This is a genomic window from Enterocloster lavalensis (genome assembly GCF_046603895.1).
Lineage (GTDB): Bacteria > Bacillota > Clostridia > Lachnospirales > Lachnospiraceae > Enterocloster > Enterocloster lavalensis.
The window spans coordinates 1,662,325-1,682,601 of sequence record NZ_CP176637.1 but is presented as its reverse complement, the minus strand read 5'-3'; the positions used below and the strand labels follow the sequence as shown (position 1 = coordinate 1,682,601).

Below are 20,277 nucleotides of genomic sequence, written 5' to 3'. Positions count from 1 at the left end.
GAGCAAGAAGGCAGGAGGAGATGGAGATATGGGGGCAGAGGTATTGAAGGAAGCACAGAGGGAAGAAAAAGCGATGGGTGAAAAGCTGGCCGGAGGAAGATTACGGGAACCATACTGCTATCGTGTGCGATATAGGGACGCGGGGCACGACTGCCAGGCGGAGATTTCCGTTATAAAATCTCAGGGGTATGGTTACGACCTGCGTCTGACGCTGGGCGGTTACACCTTCGTAGGCTCCAACCTCTGCGATTTTGAGTTGGAGGACCCTTCCCAGGCGGAGGCTGCGGCCCGGGAGTTCTGTCTGATGAAATGGGGCGGCTATGTCGCATATGGAGACCGGATTATGCCGTACGCCTACGCCTTGCAGAGATACAGCATGGAGGTGGAGATTCCGGTGGAGGCAGAGCGTCGGGAAAATGGGGAGCGGATTGCAGGCATGATCCGTTTCGCCTACCGGATGGAGGCCTGCGGTTCCTCCAGGGCGCGCAGCAGGTGCTACTGTGACGACAGGGAAATTTACCTGGACGACACGGTATGTACGGAGTTCAGTTTGACGGTGGACGGACATACTTATAAAGCGGACCACCCCACCACGTATTTTGAGCAGGCGCTGTCGCAGATTTGCAGGAAATGCGGCCGGGAATATCTGCTCCGTTGCTGCTTTACCTGCCAGTATTCCGACTATTCGCCTTACGGGTGCGACGATTTCGGGAGTATGCTGTGTTATAGAGAACACAAGGAGGTTTACCTGACTGTGAACGATAAGGCAGGGTATTTTGATCGGTTGGAAGGACTGGATTGTGAAATCGAGCAGGAGACTAATGTGTGCGGGGAGTTTGAGGAGCGGACGCGGTGCGAGGGGTATCGGGGGATGGTGGATGGGATTGGGGGTATAGGAACATGAAGGAAATATCATTTCCTGAGTTGATAACTTGGTTATAATTTCCATAAAAACATTGAAATTACCCTTGAATATGTTACAATGTGTTGTATAGAGGGGAGGGGAGAGCGAATGTATAAAGCCCACTACAGCGAAGACAAAACCCGTTCCCAGTCAGTCGCCGAACATCTCCAGGGCACGCAAAAGCTGGCAGGTGAATTCGCCGCGGCATTTGATTGCAGGGAATGGGGGGACGGCTGCGGGCTCCTTCATGACATTGGCAAATACAGCGCCAGCTTTAAACGGAGAATCGATGAAGGGGGACCGATCACGGACCATGCCACAGCCGGAGCAAAGGAACTATATAATCGGGGAAATGTCTTTGGCGCATATTGTATTTCAGGTCATCACTCCGGTTTGTTGGACGGGGGTACCCTCGGAGATTCCGCCGGGGAGGCGACTCTCATGGGAAGAATGAAAAAGCGTTTGGACGATTACAGCGCATTTCAACACGAAGTGGAGATTCCAGCGTTCCCCGCTCCGCTTTTAAAACCTCTGGGAAAGGGAGGATTTAGCGCCGCATTTTTCGTGCGCATGCTGTTTTCCAGCCTTGTGGATGCCGACTATCTGGATACGGAAGAATTTATGAAGGAAGGCAAAACCGGAAGAGAACCCGCCGAGCCTATGGACATTCTGCTGCAGCGCCTGAAGCAATATGTAGCCGCCTGGTTGGAAAATACCGATTTGACAACAATCAATGGCAGGCGTTCCCGGATACTGCAAGCGTGTTTTGACAAGGGGCAGGCAGCTCAGGGCTTGTATCAGCTGACAGTACCCACCGGCGGCGGAAAAACCATATCTTCCCTTGCATTTGCACTTCAACATGCGATCAGACATCATTTGCAGCACATCATTTATGTGATTCCCTACACGAATATCATCGAGCAGACTTCACAAATTTTCAGACATATTTTAGGAGACATAAACGTATTGGAGGACCATTGCAATGTCTCCTATGACAGCCCAGAAGAATTAAAGAGAAAACAGCTTGCTGCTGAAAATTGGGATTGCCCGGTGGTTGTCACCACAAATGTCCAGTTTTTTGAGTCGCTGTTTTCCAATCGGACGTCAAAATGCAGGAAGCTGCACAATATTGCAAAAAGTGTTATCATTTTCGACGAGGCTCAGATGCTGCCGTCCAGCTATCTGAAACCATGTACGCGTGTGATTACCGAACTGGTTACCAATTACCATTGCACGGCAGTCCTCTGCACCGCTACACAGCCATCACTTGAAGCATTTTTTCCTCAGCAGCTGCGTCCGGTTGAAATATGCCCGGATATACAGGGACAGTATGTATTTTTCAAACGGACTGCGTTTCAGATGATCGGAGAATTGACAGAAGAAGCGCTGGTAGAACGGTTGAACACACATGGGCAGATTCTGTGTATTCTCAACAGCCGCAAACGCGTACAAAGCGTTTATAAGGCCTTAAAAGGGGACGGAACATACCATCTTTCAACGTTTATGTATCCTATTCACCGAAAAAATCTGTTAAAGAAAATAAAAACTTGTCTGGAAAATGGTCAGAACTGCCGTGTGATCGCAACCAGTCTGGTGGAGGCAGGAGTAGATCTTGACTTCAAAATGGTGTATCGGGAATTAGCTGGCATCGACTCTGTGATTCAGGCAGGAGGGCGGTGTAACAGAGAAGGTAAAGAAAAGCCGGAAGAAAGCCGAACCGTTGTGTTTACGCTGGAGGAATCGGAGGATATCCACATACCTGGTCAGCTAAAGCTTCCGATTACGGTGGCTGGGCAGATTGCCAGAAAGTATGAAGATATATCCTCTTTGGAAGCGATTCACGAATATTTCGAGCGCCTGTACCATTTCCGGGGAAACGGGCTGGACGCCAAAAATATTGTCGATCAGTTTGAGCAGGCCTCACGCTCGCTGCTGTTTCCGTTTGCCACAGTGGCGGAGCAATTTCACTTGATTGAAAATGAGACAAAGGCAATTTTGATTGACAGGGATATAAGAGCGCAGGAGATTGTGGAAAGTCTGCGAAATGGAGCGCATTCACTGCAGTTACTGCGGGAAGCCGGTCAATATTGTGTAAATGTATATCAGAATGATTTTGAAAGTCTGAACGGGGCTGGTTTGCTGGAAGCATTGGACGAACAGATTTATGTTTTGCGGGACAGAAAATTATATTCAGACGAAATGGGGCTTCTTGTCAATGTAAGCCGTGGAGAAGCCGTGTTTGCCTGAGGCAGATAAGAAAGGAGGAGACAGATGGGCTGGGGAGTGAGAGTTCACGTTTGGGGCGATTACGCACTGTTTGCCCGCCCGGAGATGAAGGTGGAACGCTGCAGCTACGATGTGATGCCGCCATCCGCTGCGCGTGGCATTCTGGAGGCAATTTACTGGCATCCGGGAATGCGGTGGGTGATCGACAGAATTCAGGTGAGAAAACCGATTCGGTTTACGAGCATCCGAAGAAATGAGGTCAAAAGTAAGGTTTTGGCTGGAAATGTGTTGAGGGCGGTAAACGGAAGTTCAAAGCCACTGTATATTGCCAGCAAGGAAGAGATTGTGCAGCGGGCAGCAATTCTATTAAAAGATGTGGATTACTTGATCGAGGCACATTTTGAAATGACCGAACGGGCCAGCGCCGGCGATAATCCGGGAAAATTCAAAGATATTGTTATGAGGCGCCTTCGCCGGGGAGAATGCTTCCATATGCCATATTTCGGCTGCCGGGAATTTCCTGCCAACTTTGAACTTTACGAGGCGGATGATCTGGAGGATGGAGACGGCAGGGAACAGGATTTGGGATATATGCTATACGATTTCGATTATTCCGATCCAGAGGACATCAAGCCGATGTTTTTCCGTGCGGTGCTGAGAAATGGCATATTGGATGTGAGGGACTGCGAGGTGGTGAGATGATTCTACAGTCGTTGGTGCATTATTATGAAGCGCTGGAACGTGCAGATCGAATAACACGTCCGGGATGGTGCAGCGCCAAGGTGTCATTTGGGCTGGAATTGTCAGAGAATGGAGAATTGCTGGCAATTATTCCATTGAAACAGCCGGTGCAGCGGGGAAAAAAGACGGTCATGCTGCCCGTCGACATGAAGGTGCCGCAGTTCTTATCGCGATCGTCAGGGGTATCCGCCAACTTTTTGTGTGATAATTCAAGCTATCTGTTGGGCATTGACAGCAAAGGAAAACCGGAGCGTTCCAGAGAATGCTTTCTGGCTGCGAAAGAGAAGCATTTGAAAATTTTAGAAAACGTAAACAGTCCGGCTGCCGTAGCCGTAAAACGCTTTTTTCAGCAGTGGTCTCCTGATCAGGCCGCAGACAGCCCGGTTCTGATCCCATATCTGGAGGAAATTATGGCGGGCGCCAACCTGGTGTTTTTCTATGACAGGGATTTCGCGCAGGAAGACCCGGATATACAGGAGGCATGGGAGAGCTTCAGCGCCGGGGATGGCGGGAAAGCCGATGGGGTTTGTCTGGTCACAGGACAGCAAGCGGAGATTGCGCGTATCCACGGCATGATAAAGGGGCTGCCCGGAGCGCAATCAAGCGGTGCAGCCCTTGTATCTTTCAATGCGCCTGCCTTTGAATCCCATGGAAAATCCCAGAGTTTCAACGCGCCGGTTGGAATATACGCGGCATATGCCTATACGACGGCTTTAAACTACCTGTTGGCCGATAAACAGCACACTTCAATGATTGGGGATACCACAATCGTATACTGGTCGGAAGAGGCGGAAGAGGTTTATCAAAATATATTCAGTATGGCGGCGGACCCCACGATTGACAACCAGGAAATTCTGGATGGGGTCTTTAAGAATCTGGAGTCCGGGAAGGCGGTTGCGGTAGGAGATGTAGAGACGAAAATTTCTCTGGACCAGCCCTTTTACATTTTGGGGTTGACGCCAAACGCGGCACGAATCGCAGTCCGGTTCTTTTATCGGGATACCTTCGGCGGCATTCTCAAAAATTTGAAACGCCATTATGACGAGATGGAAATTGTCCGCCCGTCAAATGATTCGATCGAGTATCTGGGCTTGTGGCGGATGCTGCAGGAGACAGTGAATAAAAAGTCCAGGGATAAGAATCCTGTTTCAAATATGGCGGGAGCCGTATACCGGGCGATTATTTCCGGCAGCCGGTATCCGAATTCGCTGTATCAGGAGGTGATCGGAAGAATACGGGCGGATCAGGATAATCCTGATAACCGTATATACAAGATAACCAGGGGGAGGGCGGCAATTATTAAAGCCTATCTTATGCGAAACGGAACAATCAAAAAGGAGGAGATAACGGTGGGATTAAATGAGAACTGCAGCAATCCGGCGTATGTTCTTGGCCGGGAATTTGCCGTATTGGAGGCGATTCAGGAAGAGGCAAATCCGGGTATCAACGCCACGATAAAGGACCGGTATTTCAATGCGGCATGCGCTACTCCGGCCATCATCTTTCCGGTGCTGTTTAAGCTGAAAAATAGTCATATCCGAAAAATAAATAGTCGTAATAAAGTGATTTACTACGAAACATTGCTTGAAGATTTACAGGGAAAGCTGCTATTGAAGGACGATCAAAAAACTGCCTGTCCGAGGCGCTTGACACTGGAAGAACAGGGGATGTTTATTCTCGGTTACTATCATCAAACCCAGAAACGATATGAAAAAAAGGAGGATAAGTGAGATGGCTGAAGTGATTAAAAACCGGTATGAGTTTGTGGTGCTATTTGACGTAGAGAACGGAAATCCCAATGGTGACCCGGACGCCGGGAATCTTCCGAGGATTGATCCCGAAAGCGGCTATGGACTGGTCACAGACGTATGTCTGAAACGGAAAATCCGCAATTATGTTGAGACCGTAAAAGAGGACGAACCCGGCTTTAAAATTTATATCAAAGAAGACGTGCCGCTGAACCGCAGCGATAACATGGCGTACGAATATCTGGAAACCAACGACAAGGACGTCAAGGAGTTGAAAAAGAAAGACCCGGATGTGGATCGGAAAATCCGTGACTTTATGTGCCGGAATTTTTATGATATCCGTACATTTGGCGCTGTGATGACCACATTTGTAAAGGCGGCATTGAACTGCGGACAAGTCAGGGGACCTGTTCAGTTGGGGTTTGCCAGGAGTATTGATCCCATTATAAGCCAGGAGGTCACCATTACCCGTGTTGCAATTACAACGGAAAAAGATGCTGAAAATAAGAAAACGGAGATGGGCAGAAAGAATATCGTGCCTTATGCACTATACCGCGCAGAGGGCTACATATCAGCCAATCTCGCTCGAAAGGTGACGGGATTTTCGGAGGAAGATCTGGAACTGTTATGGGAAGCCATTATCAATATGTTCGAGATCGACCATTCGGCGGCCCGCGGGAAAATGGCGGTGCGCGAATTGATTGTATTTAAGCACAGCAAAGAACTGGGGGATTGCCCGGCGTACAAGCTGTTCGAGGCAGTTAAAGTGAAAAAGCACGACGACGTCCTATATCCCAGAAAATACAGCGACTACTGTGTCGAAGTCCACGAAGAGAAGATCCCTGATACGGTGGAGGTGTCGAGAAAAATATAATGGAATACAGGGAAGATGATTATTTAATGCTTTCCGGTATACAACATTTTGCATTTTGCAGAAGGCAGTGGGCCCTGATTCACATCGAGCAGCAGTGGCAGGAAAATGAGCGGACGGTTGCAGGGGAACTGCTTCATAATCGGGCCCACGATTCTTTTTTCATGGAGAAGCGCAATGATGTGGTAATCAGCCGGGGACTCCCGGTGCATTCCCGGAAAATGGGAGTGAGCGGTGTCTGTGATATCGTTGAGTTCCGGGAGGATCAGAACGGTATTTCACTCCACGGGCACAGGGGATTATTTGTCCCATATCCAGTCGAATACAAAAAAGGAAAGCCTAAAGCTACGGAGATGGATATTTTACAATTAACCGCTCAGGCGATGTGTCTGGAGGAGATGTTGTCCATAAAAATTGAGGAAGGCGCTCTTTACTATGCTGAAATACGGCGCAGAGAGACAGTGGAATTTACAGCGCAACTCCGGGATCAAGTGCAAAAAGCGTTCCAGGAAATGCATCAGATGTATGATAGAAGATATACGCCCAAGGTAAAGTGGTCAAAAAGTTGCAACGCCTGTTCATTGAAGGATATCTGTGTCCCCAAACTGGGAAAAGCTGTGTCTGTCAAGTCCTATATCCAAAATGCTATTTCGGGGGATGAAGAATGAAAAAATTGTTAAATACGTTGTATGTTACAACACCGGAGAGCTATCTTTCACTGGACGGAGAAAATGTGGTGATTTTTAATGAGGGGCAGGAGATGGGGCGGATCCCGCTTCACAATCTGGAGGCAATCGTCTCATTTGGTTACAGAGGCGTCAGCCCAGCCCTCATGGGTGGTTGTGCCAAACGGAATATCTCATTATGCTTTTTGACGCCACAAGGCAAATATCTGGCCCGTGTCACCGGTGGGGCGAGAGGTAACGTGCTGCTCAGAAAAAAGCAGTATCAAATTTCCGAAAAACCGGAAGCCTGTCTGGAAATATCGAAAAATTTTATATTGGGAAAGGTGTATAATAGCAGGAGGGTTCTGGAACGGGCCGTTCGTGACCATTCTTTGCAAGTGGATATAGATAAAATAGGGCGGGCATCGGAATTTCTGAAATGTTCCCTGCAAAATATAGAGCAGTGCAAAGACATGGATCAGCTCAGAGGATACGAGGGCGAGGCTGCCAGCGTTTACTTTGGGGTGTTTGATCAGTTGATTTTACAGCAGAAAAAGGATTTTGTATTTGAAACTAGGACAAGGCGTCCTCCCTTAAACAACGTAAACGCCATGCTCTCATTTGTTTATACACTTTTGGGAAATATGGTTGCAGCCGCCCTTGAGACAGTAGGGTTGGATCCATATGTGGGGTTTATGCATACGGACCGTCCGGGAAGGCAATCTCTGGCCCAGGACCTGCTGGAAGAATTAAGGCCTGTACTGGCGGACCGTTTTGTCCTGACGCTGATTAACCGGAAGATGGTTACAAAAAAGGACTTTACAAAAAAAGAGGACGGAGCGGTTCTGATGGGTGATCAATCCATAAAGCTGCTTTTGACCGAATGGCAAAACAAGAAAAAGGAGATTATAACCCATCCGTTTTTACAAGAGAAAGTGGAGTGGGGAATGATACCATTTGTGCAGGCGATGCTGTTGTCAAGATATTTACGTGGTGATATCGATGAATATCCGCCATTTTTCTGGAAGTAGGTGAGGCTATGCTGGTGCTGGTAACATATGATGTCAATACAGAAACACCCGCTGGAAAAAGCCGGCTGCGTAAGGTTGCCAAAGAATGCGTGAACTATGGGACCCGGGTGCAAAACTCCGTATTTGAATGTGTTCTTGACAATGCTCAGTTTCTGTTGCTGAAGTCGAAACTGTGTAGTATGATTGATGAAGAGGTTGACAGCCTGCGCTTTTATCATTTGGGAAACAGCCACAAAGCAAAAGTGGAGCACGTGGGACTTTGCAAAGGGATTAATGTGGAAGAACCATTGCTTTTTTGAGAGCGTTTGATCGGTGTTTTTCCGGAAAGTCGGCTCAAATGAATGGGACGAAGAGAGAATTTCAAGAGAAATGTAAATAAACGGTGAGTATCTCATGGGTTTATAGGGCGTGATTAGTCCGAAGCGTTTGAGGAGGTGAGTATGTATTTTAAAGTTGTACCAGATTGAGTGGAGATTCCTTTAGGGCGGCTATAGGAATTGGTCGATCAACACGTTCAAGTGCGAAACTCAAGTGAACATAAATTCCCCAGCAGATTCGCACCGAAATAATAGACGAGTGTTGATAAATGGGGAGGCTATTTAATAAAAGAACTTGGGGGAATGTAGTGAAGTGGAATGATATTTGTGTAAATGTGCTGTAATGATATGCTTTTTATTGGGCATGTTTGCTGTCGAGGTCTGCGAAGACCTCGTGGATTGAAATGCGTACTGGCTCCAGAAGAGCCGGTCAATCACCGTCGAGGTCTGCGAAGACCTCGTGGATTGAAATACGGAAATTGCCAATACGATATCTGATCAAGCTATGTCGAGGTCTGCGAAGACCTCGTGGATTGAAATACCATCACCGGCGACCGGCGGGAAACAATTCCCTGTCGAGGTCTGCGAAGACCTCGTGGATTGAAATTGATCATTGAAGGTAGAAAAAATGGTAAAACAACGTCGAGGTCTGCGAAGACCTCGTGGATTGAAATTCTCTGCTTGCGGATGATCTCATCCACATCGTTGTCGAGGTCTGCGAAGACCTCGTGGATTGAAATACGCCGCTATCTGAGTATTTTGAGCGCAGCATGGGTCGAGGTCTGCGAAGACCTCGTGGATTGAAATACAGACTCCTGGTCCTGGCGGGGAGAAAACAGAGTCGAGGTCTGCGAAGACCTCGTGGATTGAAATGATATAGCTGCTGCCCTCATTATTCTTTTTTGGGTCGAGGTCTGCGAAGACCTCGTGGATTGAAATGAGGAAACAATCCGCAAGCTGCCGGTCAAGCGCGTCGAGGTCTGCGAAGACCTCGTGGATTGAAATATACTCGAGGCGGTTGTCCTGAGTATCAACTCCGTCGAGGTCTGCGAAGACCTCGTGGATTGAAATATGGAAAGCGACCAGCGTTTTGAGTTCTGGCAGCAGGTCGAGGTCTGCGAAGACCTCGTGGATTGAAATCCGGACGACGGCACTCTCCCACTCATAGAGGTGGCGTCGAGGTCTGCGAAGACCTCGTGGATTGAAATCGTTGGAAATACAATGCAGGCGTATCTGCCGGGGTCGAGGTCTGCGAAGACCTCGTGGATTGAAATTGCTTTATAGCGAAACATCTGCCGCTGGTATTCAGTCGAGGTCTGCGAAGACCTCGTGGATTGAAATAAAACATACCATAATGTCACCAGGAGGCCGAAGAAGTCGAGGTCTGCGAAGACCTCGTGGATTGAAATAGAACTGTGTAACCATCATATATCAGCAGGGTACTGGTCGAGGTCTGCGAAGACCTCGTGGATTGAAATTCCGCTGAACAGAGCCGTTCGATATCCCTGCTGGGGTCGAGGTCTGCGAAGACCTCGTGGATTGAAATCCATATTTCTGAGGAAAATCTTTACCCCCTGTCCTGGTCGAGGTCTGCGAAGACCTCGTGGATTGAAATTCTGCTCTGGTAAATCACATGATAGGCTTTCAGCTCGTCGAGGTCTGCGAAGACCTCGTGGATTGAAATTCATGGCCAAGCACGCCGATCCGGGTCAGCCGGGTCGAGGTCTGCGAAGACCTCGTGGATTGAAATCTCCACCGTCTTGATGATCTTGGCGGACTTGCCGTCGAGGTCTGCGAAGACCTCGTGGATTGAAATCTAGCCGGAAACGGTGCATAAGCGGGTAGCTGAGTCGAGGTCTGCGAAGACCTCGTGGATTGAAATAATAACCAACTGAAATTAATAGAATTTAACTGTGTCGAGGTCTGCGAAGACCTCGTGGATTGAAATTGCCATGTACCACCAGTGGCGGTCATTGCACCAAAGTCGAGGTCTGCGAAGACCTCGTGGATTGAAATAAAGTAAATTGCATCTTTTTTGCACCGGTAAATTGTCGAGGTCTGCGAAGACCTCGTGGATTGAAATTTGTTGAGGTCGTCAATGGTGAGCGGTCTCTGTGTCGAGGTCTGCGAAGACCTCGTGGATTGAAATCAAAAATGTGCGGTACGGGATCAGATTTACCGGGTCGAGGTCTGCGAAGACCTCGTGGATTGAAATATAAGATCCGGCAGTCTGCACCCGAGCTTGTAAGGTCGAGGTCTGCGAAGACCTCGTGGATTGAAATGGTACGAGCACGTTGTCCTTTGTGGTTATTCCGGGTCGAGGTCTGCGAAGACCTCGTGGATTGAAATCTCCTCGCGCTTATAATAAAGCTCGAGGCGAGTCTGTCGAGGTCTGCGAAGACCTCGTGGATTGAAATTAAATAAGAAGGAAGGAGGTGCCAGACATGGCCGGTCGAGGTCTGCGAAGACCTCGTGGATTGAAATTGTTGCACTTGATACGGTTTCGGCGGTCCTTGTAGTCGAGGTCTGCGAAGACCTCGTGGATTGAAATTCGGTGGCGGCTATCGTTTTATTTTGGTTCATGGGTCGAGGTCTGCGAAGACCTCGTGGATTGAAATAAGAAAACATTCAGCACCAGCGGCAGAGTGACAACAACGTCGAGGTCTGCGAAGACCTCGTGGATTGAAATGGAAACTTTTATTGAAGGGGGCTTTAAGGGTTGAGTCGAGGTCTGCGAAGACCTCGTGGATTGAAATCTGATGATGGGATACCGGCAGATTGTGAAGCGCCAGTCGAGGTCTGCGAAGACCTCGTGGATTGAAATAAGGGAAATGGGACTGCGGCAGCAACGGGAGAGGTGTCGAGGTCTGCGAAGACCTCGTGGATTGAAATCTATTGGAATTGGCCTATTGGCTGGAACGCTTGCGTCGAGGTCTGCGAAGACCTCGTGGATTGAAATCGAGGTACGATTGAAAACAATATTTCCAGCCCGGCGTCGAGGTCTGCGAAGACCTCGTGGATTGAAATATATGTTTCACCGGATGGGGAACATATGACCCAGTCGAGGTCTGCGAAGACCTCGTGGATTGAAATCGCTTTTGGAGTATGAGTTACGAGAAATGAAAAAGGTCGAGGTCTGCGAAGACCTCGTGGATTGAAATAATGGGGAGCCATCAATTCTCAACTCACCCGGTGTCGAGGTCTGCGAAGACCTCGTGGATTGAAATCGAAACGTGAATGGATAGAGAATATCGTGGAACAGGTCGAGGTCTGCGAAGACCTCGTGGATTGAAATGAAAAGTTGGTGAAAATGCGACAGGATGGAATCGTCGAGGTCTGCGAAGACCTCGTGGATTGAAATCGCACGCGTGATAGGAAAGGGTGGAGCTGATGATGTCGAGGTCTGCGAAGACCTCGTGGATTGAAATAAGACGCCCTGGAGGACCTGGTGTATGCCATGAAGTCGAGGTCTGCGAAGACCTCGTGGATTGAAATTGAAAAGCACAAGGACTATATCCGCGCTTGTGAGGGTCGAGGTCTGCGAAGACCTCGTGGATTGAAATGATTTCATGATGCCTGAATATCGTTGTACATGTGTCGAGGTCTGCGAAGACCTCGTGGATTGAAATATGGCCGGAACCGGGCTAACAATCTCCGTATCGAGTCGAGGTCTGCGAAGACCTCGTGGATTGAAATTGCTCTAGCTGCTTCTGTGGCTCCCGGGTCAGCCGGTCGAGGTCTGCGAAGACCTCGTGGATTGAAATTCAGGAATGGATATAAATGGAATCGAGTGCCAGAGTCGAGGTCTGCGAAGACCTCGTGGATTGAAATAATGTAATCCTCAGTGTTATTAACCTTAGTGTTAGTCGAGGTCTGCGAAGACCTCGTGGATTGAAATCGATATGCTGGGTGTGAGATCACAGAAAAGGAACGGGTCGAGGTCTGCGAAGACCTCGTGGATTGAAATATACCGGAACTACCCGACTATCATGGACAAAAAGTCGAGGTCTGCGAAGACCTCGTGGATTGAAATCTGATCTGAGGCGGGATGATCTGACATATCCGGGTCGAGGTCTGCGAAGACCTCGTGGATTGAAATTTGAAGGCCGCAATGCCAATTATTGAAGAGGGCAGTCGAGGTCTGCGAAGACCTCGTGGATTGAAATAACGCTACCAAGGCGGCGATCAAAGCGGGATACAGTCGAGGTCTGCGAAGACCTCGTGGATTGAAATCGCCAAAAGAACCGGATCGCCCGGAAGCAGGCCGGTCGAGGTCTGCGAAGACCTCGTGGATTGAAATCGTCTACACGCTGCCACCAGTAACGTCCATCAGCGTCGAGGTCTGCGAAGACCTCGTGGATTGAAATACATTAACTCGCTGCTTGACATTGAAATGTATGCATGTCGAGGTCTGCGAAGACCTCGTGGATTGAAATTATTTCGCTCTAAAAAGACTTCTGTAGCATAAAGTCGAGGTCTGCGAAGACCTCGTGGATTGAAATCGTTGAGCGATCCGGTTTTGGAGTCATACTGAATCGTCGAGGTCTGCGAAGACCTCGTGGATTGAAATTCCTGAATCACTGCGGTTTTGTTGAATCCGGCGTTGGTCGAGGTCTGCGAAGACCTCGTGGATTGAAATCATAGTTTTCCATAATGGCTTGCCACGTAGGAAGTCGAGGTCTGCGAAGACCTCGTGGATTGAAATCGAGCAGTGTTTTTGACAATCCTGATCTGCTGCGGGTCGAGGTCTGCGAAGACCTCGTGGATTGAAATAGCAAAGGAGGAGTTTATAACCGCCCACACCATGTCGAGGTCTGCGAAGACCTCGTGGATTGAAATTCTGTTGGCTGGTACGCCGTGGATTATCGGGGCTGGTCGAGGTCTGCGAAGACCTCGTGGATTGAAATATCTCCGTTGCGCCAGAACGTAACTCCGTTGTCAGTCGAGGTCTGCGAAGACCTCGTGGATTGAAATATATGTCCCCCTACGGTATAAGGTCAGCAATCCGGTCGAGGTCTGCGAAGACCTCGTGGATTGAAATGCCACATCGGCCCCGCGGATCAGGTAATCCCCCGTCGAGGTCTGCGAAGACCTCGTGGATTGAAATATTGCGTATACGGTGATGTCACTCCCAGTACTGGGTCGAGGTCTGCGAAGACCTCGTGGATTGAAATTATGTAACGTCCCACATTATCACTTGGAAATCGTGTCGAGGTCTGCGAAGACCTCGTGGATTGAAATTGATGGTGTTTTTTATACTGATGAATATGAGATTGTCGAGGTCTGCGAAGACCTCGTGGATTGAAATCCATGTTGCTGACCTTGCGGTGAATGTATTCGTACTGTCGAGGTCTGCGAAGACCTCGTGGATTGAAATTGGGGGATCTTGACTTAAGCATGGAGAACGTCCAGTCGAGGTCTGCGAAGACCTCGTGGATTGAAATATTTTTCAGCGTATCCAACCACTGCAACCCATCATGTCGAGGTCTGCGAAGACCTCGTAGATTGAAATAGGAAAGCCGCATAGAGCTTACCAAGGACGGTTTGTCGAGGTCTGCGAAGACCTCGTGGATTGAAATCGTCACACCAGTAGGATTGATTGACCAGTAAGATGTCGAGGTCTGTGAAGATCTAGTGGATTGAAATCTGGATCTCAGTCCGGCTCAGTTCCGGCGGAATTGCCTGTCGAGGTCTGCGAAGACCTCGTGGATTGAATTTTCGTCCGCAGATACGCCAAAGACCTGCTCATAGTGTCGAAGTCTGAAAAGACCTCTCAGATTGGCTCTATTATGTAAAATATATCAATGGGCTCTAGCCAGTAAATCTCCTTGCATCCTCAACTTTTACATACTATAATAAAACAGCGTAAAACAAAAATGACAAAGATAAAAACGCAAACTGGTTGGTAGTCCAGTTGCGGCTTCTCATCTTCCAATCTCTCCTCTCAAGCCGTCAGTAGCCTTCCTCCTTAGGTCGTCCGTTCTTTGCCCATTCAAACTTTTAAGGAGGACAAGAAATGGACAAGGCAGCGGTAACCCTACAAGTATTTTTCGAAGATCCTTTTTGGGTAGGAATTTTTGAGCGGGTGAGTGCCGGGAAGTTAGAGGCATGTAAAGTGACGTTCGGCCCGGAACCCAAGGACTACGAGGTTTTGGATTTCATCCGGAAAGGTTACTTCGGGCTGCGGTTTAGTCCGGCTGTGGAAGCAACTGTGAAAAGCCGTCCGGCAAGCCCCAAGCGAATGCAGCGGGAAGCCAGGTGCGAGGTTCAGAATGTTGGGATTGGAACAAAATCCCAACAGGCACTGAGCTTGCAGCATGAGCAGATGAAAACAGAGCGCAAGGTGTTGAGCCGGCAAAAAAGAGAGGAAGAGAAACAGCGCCTGTTTGAGCTGAAGCAGCAAAAACGTAAGGAAAAGCACCGGGGCAGATAATTCAATCTCTGTAAAACCCCATTCATCTGCTTTTCGAAAAACAAAAAAGTCCTGCGGACAGGAAGCATTTTCCGTCCACAGGACTTTTCTTTTGAAAACATTGGACCGCTGGCGCAGCCTGCGGGCCCTTGCGATCCGCCTATCACTCAATTACCCGATTTTGCCCCAATAAAAAACGTACCATTTTCAGGCACGAGATATTTACTACTATAACACAACACATATTATAAGTCTATTCATTTTCAACTTTCCTGGTAAAATAAAATTAACGGCGCCGTAAACCAATTTGAGAGGAGCAACCAAGATGCCAGCTAATTTTCAAAACATAGCGGATTATTATGACGCAATGTATGTAGAGCCAAAAGAGTATGAGGAAGAGACCGAAAAAGTAATACAACTGATTGAACAATATAGCCAATCGGATAATACCCGTATATTGGACATTGCCTGCGGCACAGGAGAACAAAGCCTATATCTGGCAAAACATTATCAGGTTACGGGAATTGATCTGAGCAAGGAAATGTTGGAAAAGGCCAGAGAAAAAGTGCCGGCCGCAGAATTTTTAGAGGAAGACATGCTGGATTTTAAACTGAATCATCGATATAAAGCGGCGGTCAATCTCTACGGCAGCATCGGATTTGCGGAAAATTTACAGCGCATGGAAAATGGAATCCGCTGCGTTTGGGAGTGTCTGGAGGAAGGAGGCGTGCTGATCCTGACGCCCTGGGGAACAAAGGAAACATTTGCAGAAGAGATCGTTGCCGACTGCCGGGAGCGGGATGGCCTGCAGTTCTGCCGGATGGAAACCGTAAAACGCGCTTCCGGGGACAAAGTTGAAGTGGAAATGTTCCACCTGATCGGAAAAGGATTAGCCGTGCAGCAGTTCCACCACGTCCAGCACATAACGCTTTTTTCGGAAGAAGAATACAAAAATGCATTGGAGAAGGCTGGCTTTACCATCCGTGCCCGCCTTTCGGAGCAGGAATTCCGGATGGGAGCGTTTGTCTGCACAAAATAGTACAAAGTAAAATCGGGAAGCAATGTGGAAGCGCATTCCGCGCTTCCACATAATTGACCGTTCCATACTGCGAACAAAGCGGGCAGATATCTGCTGCCAAAGCCCATCACACCGCTGTCTCAACGCCGCACCGACACGTACCACCGTCAAAACACAGACCAATTTTGGATAATATCCATTAAACTCACTGCTTGATCTAAAATCTTAAATCCATCCCCAATCCTCAAGTCTCCAGCCACCACGGCATTTTACCCGATATTCCCTCAGAGCTGTCATCCTGCGTTAACGTTTTCCCCAATTTCTGTGCCAGCTCCTTCAACTGCATCCGGTATAACCCAGCCACCGTCGCAGTGTTGAAATAGGGCTGCCCAAAGGGGACGGTTGCCTGCCGGTACACGATCCTCTTAATATCCCTCATCTCCCTGTTTCGTTCCTCAGGATCACTGATTCCAAGGGCCGCAAGATCCTCAAAGAAGCTCCGTTTGTAAATGAACCGATACTCCTTCAATCCCAAAATGGACCAGAGCGTATCGTAAAAAGGCACTTTGTAGGCTTTCAGCCAGTCCCACATGATCTCCGGGTCCGTCACATTTGGGTTTTCCGCGTGGCAGCGGGCACAGAGGAGCACCAGATTTGCGGGCTCATCCTTGCCTCCCAGGGAGTCCGGTACAATGTGACAGCGCTCCAGATTGCGTTTGCAGCCGCAGCGCCAGCAGCGCTCGTGGGCCTCTGCTGCGTCCACGCTAAAGTCCGATTCATCAATGCGGGAGAACCAATAATTTACAATTTCTGGTATTTTTGCCTTGATCGGTTTACGCTTCATAAGTATGTAATCCTCCTCTGCAAAAAAGCAACGATAAGGAAAGAATACCAGAAAATTCTATTTATGTAAACGGAAAATGACATTCCAACCGTATGTCCCCTCTGTTTCGCCTTGCAACCTGCCTCAAAGCCGATTATAATATTTCTTATCTTAAACAAAAGCGGGTGACCATTATGTACATAGCGGATTTACATATTCATTCCCGGTATTCCCGGGCGACCAGCAAGGACCTGACGCCGGAACAGCTGGATTACTGGGCAGGGCGTAAGGGAATTCAGATTCTGGGCACCGGGGATTTTACCCATCCGGCGTGGCGGGAGGAATTGCAGGAAAAGCTGGTTCCGGCAGAGGATGGACTGTACGCGCTGAAGGACGATCTGCGGCTGAGCGACCGCACCCTGGCAGGCAGCGGGAGGACCCGTTTTGTCATCTCGGGCGAGATCAGTTCCATCTATAAAAAGAATGGAAAAGTGCGCAAGGTGCACAGCGTGATTTTATTGCCCAGCCTTGAGTCCGCCGAACTGCTCTCGCGAAAATTGGAAACCATTGGGAACATCCACTCCGACGGCCGGCCGATTTTGGGCCTGGACTGTCGGGACCTTTTGGAGATTACCCTGGAAATCTGTCCGGAAGCCATCTACATTCCGGCGCACATCTGGACGCCCCATTTTTCATTATTCGGAGCATTTTCCGGGTTTGACACGGTGGAGGAGTGCTATGAAGATTTGACGCCCCACATTCATGCCATGGAGACCGGCCTGTCCTCGGACCCGCCCATGAACTGGCGGCTTTCCGCGCTGGACTCCTATCAGCTGGTGTCAAATTCCGACGCCCACTCCCCGTCAAAGCTGGGCCGCGAGGCCAATCTTTTGAACATTGAAATGAGTTACGAGGGCCTATACGGAGCCATCCAGCGGGGCGACGGTCTTGAGGGTACCATTGAGTTTTTCCCCGAGGAGGGCAAATACCATTTTGACGGTCACCGGAAATGCCACCTCTGCCTCAGTCCCGTGGAAGCGGAGCGTTATGACGGGAAATGCCCGGTTTGCGGCAAAAAGCTGACGATTGGCGTGTCCCACCGCGTGGAGCAGCTGGCGGACCGGAAAGAGGGATTCCAGCTGGAGGGGGCGCGTCCATTTGAAAGTCTGGTGCCCCTTCCGGAGGTGATTGCGGCCTCCACCGGCCGTTCCGCCGCCAGCGCAAAGGTTCAGGTTCAGTACGAGGAAATGCTGGCCGGCTTGGGAACTGAGTTTTCCATCCTGCGGGAGATCCCCATTGAGGACATACGCGAAAACGCCGGCTATCTGGTGTCCGAGGGCATTCGCCGTCTGCGGGAGGGAAAGGTGGAGCGCCTGCCCGGATTTGACGGTGAATACGGGAAAATCAAACTGTTCACCCCCTCCGAGATCGATAATCTGGACGGGCAGCTCAGCCTGTTTGCCGGATGGACCGCGGATGAAACCGCCGCCGTGGCAGCGCCGGCCGGAGCGATTCAAGACGTAGAAAATGACAACGTTTCCGCCTCTTCACCGGCCTCCTCGCCAGCGGAAAATACGCCTTTTTCCGGGCCGGATTCCGATCCTGAAATTTTACAAATGGCTGAAAATGCCGCCTCAACCGTTCATTTTCCGCTGGTCTTAAATCCCGAACAGACGCTGGCGGTCCGCTCTGCGGGACGGGCGGTAGCGGTGATCGCAGGGCCGGGAACCGGCAAGACCAGAACGCTGGTGGAGCGTATTTCCTATCTACTTGAAACCCGGAGGGTGAAGCCGACGCAGATCACCGCCGTCACCTTCACCAACAAGGCCGCGGAGGAGATGCGCATCCGTCTGGAAGAGAAAATGGGCGGGAAGCAGGCCGTAAAAAAACTCCGGATCGGCACATTTCATTCGATCTGCTTCGATCTCTTAAGAAAGCAGGGATTGGAATTTTTGATGGCAGACGAGTCGGAAATGCTGGAAATTGCCCGCGAAGCCATTCGGGCGGAGGGCCTGTCCATAAAACCGTCCCGGCTTCTGCGCTACATATCCCTTAAAAAAGCGGGCAGCGCCCCGGATGAGGTAGAGGCGGAAATTCAGGAAGCGGAGCAGGAAGAAATGCAGGCGGATCATGCGTCCGCACCCTCCCAGCCAACCCGCGCCCAGTTGGAAGCGGCCGCGGAAAATTATCAGCAGGGCCTGGCTCAGATCGGCGCTCTGGATTTCGATGACTTGCTGCTGAAAGCGCTGGAGCTTGCAGAGCAGTCCCAAATGGAGCCGGAAGCATTTTCCTATCTGCTGGTGGACGAGTTTCAGGACATCAACCCGGTTCAGTACCGTTTGATCCGCGCATGGAACCGAGGCGGGAGAGAACTGTTTGTGATCGGCGACCCGGATCAGGCGATTTACAGCTTCCGCGGGACGGATGCGAAATGCTTCGAGCGCCTGGAGGCGGATGAGAAGGGGCTGGAGGTGATCCGGCTGGAGCAGAACTACCGGTCCACCCCTCAGGTGCTGACTGCGGCGCAAGCCGTGATTTCCATCAATCCCGGCGCCCGGCCTTGTCTGAAGGCCAACCGCGGGGAGGGTTACCCGGTGCGGGTGGTGACCGCCACAGGTGAGATGGCGGAAGCCATATTTGTGGCAAAGGAAATCAACCGCCTGATCGGTGGAATCGACATGCTGGACGCGCAGGAGGGATTTTCCTGCCCTGACGACCGCCGGCCCAGAAGCTTTGCCGAAATAGCGGTGCTGTACCGCACCCACCGCCAGGCGGATCTGCTGGAAAAATGCCTGAGGCGCGAGGGAATCCCGTATGTTGTGGCAGGGCGCGACGAGTACCTTGAGGCGGACAGCGTGCGTGGAACCATTTGCTTTTTCCGCAGCCTGGCGGATCCCGACGATGGGCTGTCACGGCGGTTGTGCCTGAAATTGCTGTGGGGACTGGGTGAGGACTGCATTTCCGACTGCGTATTTCAGTCAATGGTTGACAAATATAGGAAGCAGATTAAAAAGGCCCGCCCGCAGAAAATGCTTGATTCATGGATCACGGACCTGGACCTGACCGAGGACGCAGCCATGCAGAAGCTTGTCTCCACGTCCGTTTTCTACAAAAATATGCCGGAGTTTCTGGAAAACCTGACCTTCGGCCGGGAGAGCGATCTGAAACGCTGCGGCAAAAAGAGTTACACGGCGGATGCGGTGACCTTGATGACCCTCCACGGCTCCAAGGGTCTGGAATTCCCCGTGGTGCTGCTCTATGGAGCGCGAAGGGGCCTGATTCCTCTGGAAAATGGAAACGGCCGGATCGATGTTGAGGAAGAGCGGAGATTGTTTTTTGTGGGTATGACCCGGGCAAAAGAAGAACTGATTATAACTACTTCCCAAGAACCATCACCATTTTTGGATCATATGCCAAATGAAACATTCCTGGCCCAACGCGCGAATCCGCCGCGAGAGACAGAAGCGGCCAGGCAGCTGAGCCTTTTCGATTTTATGTAAATGCTTCGCAGGAGAGTACAG

Annotated in this window: 12 protein-coding genes and 1 CRISPR repeat array; of the genes, 11 read left to right on the top strand and 1 reads right to left on the bottom strand. The window is 50.0% G+C overall.

Features of this window, described 5'->3' with window-relative positions:
• The first annotated feature begins 28 nt into the window (after positions 1 to 28).
• From ACK2JC_RS07350 to ACK2JC_RS07305, 10 genes are all read left to right on the top strand, one after another.
• Positions 29 to 904, top strand: a complete 876-nt coding sequence (locus ACK2JC_RS07350; protein WP_320937417.1) for a DUF6304 family protein — start codon at positions 29 to 31, stop codon at positions 902 to 904.
• A 108-nt stretch (positions 905 to 1,012) separates the two neighbouring features.
• A complete protein-coding gene (gene cas3, locus ACK2JC_RS07345) occupies positions 1,013 to 3,151 on the top strand; it encodes a CRISPR-associated helicase Cas3' (RefSeq protein ID WP_320937418.1) in 2,139 nt (712 codons plus the stop codon).
• Between the two features lie 24 nt (positions 3,152 to 3,175).
• Positions 3,176 to 3,832: a type I-C CRISPR-associated protein Cas5c gene (gene cas5c, locus ACK2JC_RS07340; RefSeq protein ID WP_118756607.1), complete on the top strand. Its 657-nt coding sequence runs from the start codon at positions 3,176 to 3,178 to the stop codon at positions 3,830 to 3,832.
• A complete protein-coding gene (gene cas8c / locus ACK2JC_RS07335) occupies positions 3,829 to 5,601 on the top strand; it encodes a type I-C CRISPR-associated protein Cas8c/Csd1 (RefSeq protein WP_320937419.1) in 1,773 nt (590 codons plus the stop codon). Before cas5c ends, cas8c begins: the two co-directional genes overlap by 4 nt.
• Position 5,602: 1 nt before the next feature.
• Positions 5,603 to 6,493 (top strand): type I-C CRISPR-associated protein Cas7/Csd2, encoded by an 891-nt coding sequence (gene cas7c / locus ACK2JC_RS07330; protein ID WP_107434544.1) that lies wholly within the window; start codon positions 5,603 to 5,605, stop codon positions 6,491 to 6,493.
• Entirely contained in the window at positions 6,493 to 7,158 is a 666-nt protein-coding gene (cas4, locus tag ACK2JC_RS07325; protein ID WP_107434543.1) for a CRISPR-associated protein Cas4, read from the top strand. The genes cas7c and cas4 overlap by 1 nt, the downstream gene beginning before the upstream one ends.
• A complete protein-coding gene (gene cas1c, locus ACK2JC_RS07320; RefSeq protein WP_276952668.1) occupies positions 7,155 to 8,186 on the top strand; it encodes a type I-C CRISPR-associated endonuclease Cas1c in 1,032 nt (343 codons plus the stop codon). The genes cas4 and cas1c overlap by 4 nt, the downstream gene beginning before the upstream one ends.
• A gap of 8 nt (positions 8,187 to 8,194) precedes the next feature.
• Entirely contained in the window at positions 8,195 to 8,485 is a 291-nt protein-coding gene (gene cas2 / locus ACK2JC_RS07315; RefSeq protein WP_107434541.1) for a CRISPR-associated endonuclease Cas2, read from the top strand.
• Between the two features lie 391 nt (positions 8,486 to 8,876).
• Positions 8,877 to 14,220: a CRISPR direct-repeat array (repeat unit 33 nt; unit sequence GTCGAGGTCTGCGAAGACCTCGTGGATTGAAAT).
• Between the two features lie 299 nt (positions 14,221 to 14,519).
• Complete coding sequence (locus ACK2JC_RS07310) at positions 14,520 to 14,936, top strand: YjdF family protein (RefSeq protein ID WP_320936311.1); 417 nt, start codon at positions 14,520 to 14,522, stop codon at positions 14,934 to 14,936.
• 304 nt (positions 14,937 to 15,240) lie between these two features.
• Entirely contained in the window at positions 15,241 to 15,954 is a 714-nt protein-coding gene (locus tag ACK2JC_RS07305; protein WP_320936312.1) for a class I SAM-dependent methyltransferase, read from the top strand.
• 223 nt (positions 15,955 to 16,177) lie between these two features.
• On the opposite strand, the gene ACK2JC_RS07300 is transcribed toward ACK2JC_RS07305, so the two are convergent.
• Positions 16,178 to 16,777, bottom strand: a complete 600-nt coding sequence (locus tag ACK2JC_RS07300; RefSeq protein ID WP_320936313.1) for an HNH endonuclease signature motif containing protein — start codon at positions 16,775 to 16,777, stop codon at positions 16,178 to 16,180.
• A gap of 173 nt (positions 16,778 to 16,950) precedes the next feature.
• Between ACK2JC_RS07300 and ACK2JC_RS07295 the strand changes: the two genes are divergently transcribed.
• Entirely contained in the window at positions 16,951 to 20,256 is a 3,306-nt protein-coding gene (locus ACK2JC_RS07295; RefSeq protein WP_368272398.1) for a UvrD-helicase domain-containing protein, read from the top strand.
• Positions 20,257 to 20,277 lie beyond the last annotated feature (21 nt).

Bases quoted from the DNA above. Each gene is read 5' to 3' on its own strand.
- ACK2JC_RS07295 (WP_368272398.1), top strand. From the start codon at position 16,951: ATGTACATAGCGGATTTACATATTCATTCCCGGTATTCCCGGGCGACC.
- cas1c (WP_276952668.1), top strand. From the start codon at position 7,155: ATGAAAAAATTGTTAAATACGTTGTATGTTACAACACCGGAGAGCTAT.
- ACK2JC_RS07310 (WP_320936311.1), top strand. From the start codon at position 14,520: ATGGACAAGGCAGCGGTAACCCTACAAGTATTTTTCGAAGATCCTTTT.
- cas2 (WP_107434541.1), top strand. From the start codon at position 8,195: ATGCTGGTGCTGGTAACATATGATGTCAATACAGAAACACCCGCTGGA.
- ACK2JC_RS07300 (WP_320936313.1), bottom strand. From the start codon at position 16,777: ATGAAGCGTAAACCGATCAAGGCAAAAATACCAGAAATTGTAAATTAT.
- cas7c (WP_107434544.1), top strand. From the start codon at position 5,603: ATGGCTGAAGTGATTAAAAACCGGTATGAGTTTGTGGTGCTATTTGAC.
- ACK2JC_RS07350 (WP_320937417.1), top strand. From the start codon at position 29: ATGGGGGCAGAGGTATTGAAGGAAGCACAGAGGGAAGAAAAAGCGATG.
- cas8c (WP_320937419.1), top strand. From the start codon at position 3,829: ATGATTCTACAGTCGTTGGTGCATTATTATGAAGCGCTGGAACGTGCA.
- cas4 (WP_107434543.1), top strand. From the start codon at position 6,493: ATGGAATACAGGGAAGATGATTATTTAATGCTTTCCGGTATACAACAT.
- cas3 (WP_320937418.1), top strand. From the start codon at position 1,013: ATGTATAAAGCCCACTACAGCGAAGACAAAACCCGTTCCCAGTCAGTC.
- cas5c (WP_118756607.1), top strand. From the start codon at position 3,176: ATGGGCTGGGGAGTGAGAGTTCACGTTTGGGGCGATTACGCACTGTTT.
- ACK2JC_RS07305 (WP_320936312.1), top strand. From the start codon at position 15,241: ATGCCAGCTAATTTTCAAAACATAGCGGATTATTATGACGCAATGTAT.